This is a genomic window from Acetobacter cerevisiae, assembly GCF_001580535.1.
Lineage (GTDB): Bacteria > Pseudomonadota > Alphaproteobacteria > Acetobacterales > Acetobacteraceae > Acetobacter > Acetobacter cerevisiae.
Window position 1 is genome coordinate 1 of sequence record NZ_LHZA01000069.1, and the last position, 5,029, is coordinate 5,029.

Annotated in this window: 5 protein-coding genes; 3 read left to right on the top strand and 2 right to left on the bottom strand. The window is 55.4% G+C overall.

Features of this window, described 5'->3' with window-relative positions; translation table 11 throughout:
• Nucleotides 1-354: 354 nt before the first annotated feature.
• On the top strand, nt 355-882 hold the full coding sequence (locus tag AD928_RS00735) for a glycosyltransferase family 61 protein (RefSeq protein ID WP_062247476.1): 528 nt from the start codon (nt 355-357) through the stop codon (nt 880-882).
• 7 nt (nt 883-889) lie between these two features.
• Here AD928_RS00735 and AD928_RS00740 read toward each other — a convergent pair whose 3' ends face one another.
• Both AD928_RS00740 and AD928_RS00745 read right to left on the bottom strand, forming a co-directional pair.
• Nucleotides 890-1,441 carry a thioredoxin family protein gene (locus tag AD928_RS00740; RefSeq protein WP_062247478.1) on the bottom strand — a complete coding sequence of 184 codons (552 nt, stop codon included), beginning with the start codon at nt 1,439-1,441 and terminating at the stop codon, nt 890-892.
• Nucleotides 1,442-1,628: 187 nt separating this feature from the next.
• Nucleotides 1,629-1,844 carry a zinc-finger domain-containing protein gene (locus AD928_RS00745; protein ID WP_062247480.1) on the bottom strand — a complete coding sequence of 72 codons (216 nt, stop codon included), beginning with the start codon at nt 1,842-1,844 and terminating at the stop codon, nt 1,629-1,631.
• 158 nt (nt 1,845-2,002) lie between these two features.
• Here AD928_RS00745 and AD928_RS00750 point away from each other — a divergent pair, with 158 nt between their 5' ends.
• Both AD928_RS00750 and AD928_RS00755 read left to right on the top strand, forming a co-directional pair.
• Complete coding sequence (locus AD928_RS00750; RefSeq protein ID WP_062247483.1) at nt 2,003-3,127, top strand: alpha/beta fold hydrolase; 1,125 nt, start codon at nt 2,003-2,005, stop codon at nt 3,125-3,127.
• Nucleotides 3,128-3,395: 268 nt separating this feature from the next.
• Nucleotides 3,396-4,916, top strand: a complete 1,521-nt coding sequence (locus AD928_RS00755; RefSeq protein ID WP_062247482.1) for an adenosine deaminase family protein — start codon at nt 3,396-3,398, stop codon at nt 4,914-4,916.
• The last annotated feature ends 113 nt before the right edge of the window (nt 4,917-5,029 follow it).

Genomic DNA, 5,029 nt, shown 5'->3' on the forward strand with positions numbered 1-5,029 from the left:
CCACACTCAGGGCTTAACTGACGACACGCCGTAGGAACCAATGGGCTTTTTCAGAAAATTCTTCAGGCGAACAGCCGACACGGGCCCTGTGAGCCTGAAAGACGTTGCCAGCAGTGTGACGGTTTTGGAAACTGTTCCGGCGGTATCTGTGCCTCTGGTGAATGGAGGCGTTCTGGGGGCGGGGGAAACCTCTGTGTTCCAGGGCTGGGTTTCCGAGCCGGCAACCCTGTGCCTGTATGAACTGCAGGATGCACGCCTCATGCTGCCTGCCAGGTTGATACGCTGGCCCTGTCCGGGTTTGAGGCCCAAAACGGCATTCCAACAGAGCACGGTAAGCAATATGCGTTCCGTCGGGTGCTCTATGCGGATTATGTCCGCGGAGCGGCTGATTTTTCGGTCTCGCCTCTGTCCCGGGCGGCGTACGAGTCTCTGGCTGCCACGCAACCCCCAACTGGCCCCAGAGACCTGCGTATTTTCATTGAGCGCGGTCCTGCCAGTAACCGCAGAATTCCGAATGAAGCCGAGCTGACAGCGGCTTTGCAGGCACGGGGCTTTTTGTGTGTTCGGGCAGAAAAGTTGACGGCGGCTGAACAAATTCAGACTTTCAAACGCGCCAGATTGATTATGGGGCAGTTGGGGTCTGGAATGGCCAATTGTGTCTGGTGCCAGCCGGGAACTGTGATGTTTGAACTGGTTGCAGAACATCATCAGAACCCATGCAATCTTCTGATGGGCCTGCAGGCAGGGCTACCCTATTGGGGTAAACTCATGCCCACAGGCCAGCAGGATGACGACCATATCGCTCAGTCTGAACAGCCTCTGGATATTGCCTCAGTTTTGCGTGAACTGGACCAGATTGAGCAGTATCTGCCGCCTGTCTGATTACCGCTTAGGAGCGTTGGGCCCACGCCGCCAGTTTGTCCACGACAGCCTGACCAGACATGCGGCGGGCATCGCCCAGAGCCAGTGTTTCATCGCCGTTCAGCACTTTGCCGTCCGGCGTGACAATCAGAGCGACCGGAATGGCCTTAATGGTAATGCCAAACTTTTTGGCAATATCCATGTTCTTGTTGAAATGGTCGACATTGACGGACACGACGGAAAAGGTCTGATCAACCCACGGGCTGACAGCCGGGTGCGTCAGAACCCCTGCCAGAACGCGACAGTCCGGGCACCAGTTGGCCCCAAAATCAATTAGCACTTTTCGGCCTGTCTTGCGGGCTTCTGCAAAGGCGGCGTCTACCGCGGCCTGCGCGCCATCCGGTTCTGCATAAGGATGGGCGACCGCTGTGATTGGCGCAGCGCCAATCTGAGGCACAGGTACGGTTGCAGCGCCGGAGACCGTGCTTTGTGCCGCAGCAGACTGCCCCATGCCAATAACTGCCGGGGCAGTCAGAGCGGTTGCCAGCAGCAGAGTGCGGAAAAAAGCGGTAGAACGCATGCAGAATGATCCTTGCTGAATATCTATAAGCCGCTTTTCCGGCCCGAAGACGCGCGACACACAGCCCGTCAGGCTGCGAATGTGCTGAAGCCTATCTAGTGAGCGGACAGGATAAATGTCAATTAAATACGTGCAAAATTAAATTCACATAAATTAACTGTGGAATAGAAAGCGCGGTGGTTGCTCTTTAATGCTGGCCCGCGTCTGATGCACCGGGCTGCAAAACAAACAGGCGGGAGCAGTAGGGGCAAACAGTCTGATGCCCGCCAATAGCCAGCCACACACGCGGGTGCCCGAGTGCGCCCAGACCGCCATCACACGCTACTTTACGATGATCGACCACAATCGTCTCAACATGCCCCAGCTGGGGGCGGGGAACAGGGTTGGCAATTTGAAGAAGCATGCAGGCATATCCTTGAGGGTGACGCAGGACGCAGTGTCCGCAAAGGTGCGTCATGCTTACAGTCCGGATCAGTCCTGACTGGCGCGGATCTGTGAGGAATGATAGCGGGTTGAAATGTGCTTTTCCATGCTTTCTTCCATCCCATCCGCGTGAGCAGAATGCTGCGGTCGGTGCTGAACAGATCACTGTTTCCTGCGGTCCAAAAGGCAGGGCGGTTGTGGCTGGCAGCCTGTGGCATGCTGGCGCTTCCGGCATGCAGCACCACAATGCCTCCCGTGCCAAAGCCGCCGGCGCGTTTTGCGCAGCTTGGGCTGCTGGTGCCGCCACAGAAGATTTTTACGCTTTCTGACGGGGCGAAAATCCCGGCTCGTCTCTGGCTGGCTTCTGCGCAGCCGCACGCCATTCTGCTGGCCCTGCATGGGTTTAATGACAGCCGGGATGCATGGGAGTCCTCAGCACCGTTTTTCGCTGCTCACGGGGTGGCGGTTGTCGCGCCCGATCAACGGGGGTTCGGGCAGGCTCCCAAGCGGGGCGGCTGGGCCGGAACCACACGGATGGTGGAGGATGTTCGGGAGGAAGCCGCGCAGCTTCAGCAGGCTTATCCCCAGAGGCCCCTTTATCTGGTGGGGGAAAGTATGGGGGGTGCTGTGCTGATGCAACTGATGGCGCAGCCGGATGCCCCGCATGTGGCAGGCACGATCCTGCTTGCTCCGGCTGTGTGGAATTTTGGCTGGGCGACAGATTTACCATTGCGTGTTCTGGCACGCCTGTTTCCAGACTCTCTTGTTACCGGACGGGAACTCCCCGTGCATGTTGTCGCCAGTGACAACATAATGGCGCTGGCCCGTCTGTATTATGATCCGCTGACTCTGCGCGCAACGCGACTGAAAGCCCTGCAAGGCCTTGTGACTTTGATGAAGCAGGCTGCAACAGCAGCCCCACGTCTGCATGGATCTGTGTTGTGTATCTATGGTGACCAGGACCAGCTTGTCCCGCCCACTGCTATGGTAACCGTCTGGAAAAACATGCCCGCAGGAACCCGGCTGGATCTTATTCCCGGTGGGCACCATCTGCTTCTGCGGGACCGGCAGGGCGCCCGTGTGATGCAGGATATGCTAAGCTGGATAAACACGCCGGAACATTGGCTTCCGTCTGGCGGAGACAGCACCGTTGCCGCATGGCTGGCGACCGGAGTAGGGGAGCCCGGGGCTGAAAAAAAGGATGCACCCCTGCCCATTCTGCCTTCAACGCTGGATCGGCTGATGCAGCAAGAAGGGCCATGAGCTATTTTCAAAACCCCTTTACAGGTGCTTCAATTCGGTCATCCAAAAAACCTCGGATTTTGGAGGCGTATGACGCCGCCTGTTGAACCTCTTTGTGTAGACGGTGCAAATGGCTCTGGCACGAAGCGACTGGCAACCCAGAAAAATGACTGTGGAATTAGTTACGGTTGCGACAAGAGGCAATTTTATCATTATACTCTAAGAACGCTCTATCGGGCTTTTCCGGCCTCTTTCTCAAATCTGTCAATTTTTTCATCAAGGGTGTTTCATGCTTTTCCGCTCTTTACTTCTTGCCTGCGCAGTTCTGCCGGTTTCTGCTCATATTTGCCTGGCGCAAACGACAGATGAGAAGAAAACGGCACATATTTTTACAACACTGCAATCAGACCCGGCTCGTCTTGCGCTCTTCCTGCGTCAATTCCCCAAAGGGGCCGATCTTCATAACCACATGGTGGGGGCCATTTATGCGGAAAGCTATTTGAAATGGGCTGCGCAGGATGGCGAATGTGTGGCGTTGGATCATGGGCAGATTTTGTCTCATACCTGCACGGGGCATGATAAAGGGGAAATGCCGGCGGCGGCTTTGGCTGGTAACCCGGATGCGGAAAATAACATGATTGATGCCCTTTCCATGCGTGATTTCGTGCCCACAGCGCATGACCGCTCAGGGCATGACCATTTCTTTGCAACTTTCAGTCGCTTTTTCCCCATCACGCAAAAACATGCAGGAGACAGTCTGGCAGAAGTAAAAGACCGGGCAGCGCAAGACCATGTGCAGTATGTTGAACTGATGATTTCGCCTGGTCTGGGCGGGATGATTGCTGCCGGGATGACGCATCCCCTCAAGGGCGAAGACTACGCGCAGGCAGAACAGGCGCTCAAGCCTTTGCTGTCTAAACTTGTGACCGACGTCCGGCATGAGACCGATGAAATGGAACAGCAGGCCCAACATGTTTTACAGTGCGGCACCCCTCAGGCGCATCCGGGCTGTGGCGTAAAAGTGCGCTATTTATATCAGACAGTACGTACCTTTCAGCCTTCTGTCGTGTTTACTCAGCTTTATGCAGGGTATGAGGTTGTGCGGGCGGATGCGCGTTTTGTCGGAGTGAATATCGTTGCTCCGGAAGATAACGTGATAGCTATGCGAGATTATGACCAGCATATGCGCATGTTTCAGGCGCTCAACGCTCAATATCCTGATGTAAAACTCAGCCTGCATGCGGGTGAGCTCACCCCCGGTCTTGTTCCGCCAGAAGGGCTGGCCCATCACATCCGCTCCGCAGTGGAAATTGCGAACGCACGCCGTATCGGGCATGGCATTGATATTGCGTGGGAACAGGATGCCACAGGGCTGCTAGCAGAGATGGCTCAGAAAAAGGTCATGGTTGAAATCAACCTGACGAGTAATGACGTTATTCTGAATGTTAAGGGAAAATCTCACCCCTTCGCACTGTATAGACGGGCCGGTGTGCCTGTTGCGCTGTCTACCGATGATGAGGGCGTATCCCGCGGAGACCTGACACAGGAATATCTGCGCGCCGCGACAACATGGCCGCTCAGCTATCAGGAAATGAAAGAGCTCTCACGGAATGGCCTGGTTTATTCTTTTATACCCGGAGCAAGCCTCTGGGCGGACGGGCATTTAGTACCAGCCTGTCAGGACATAACAAGCAAAACCTGTCAGGACTTTACAGCACAAAGCGAAAAAGCCCGGACCCAGCTTGATCTTGAGCAGAACTTCACCCGGTTTGAAACCGCCGTTGCCCATAATCCGTTGCTTGCTGAGTAAAAGCCCTAAGCGCGAATACCGCATCATGAATATCCCTATAAATGGGTCATGGTGCGGTACAGTTTGCCTGCTTACATTTGTAAGGCGTTAGAGCCCTTTTGGAAATTCACGGA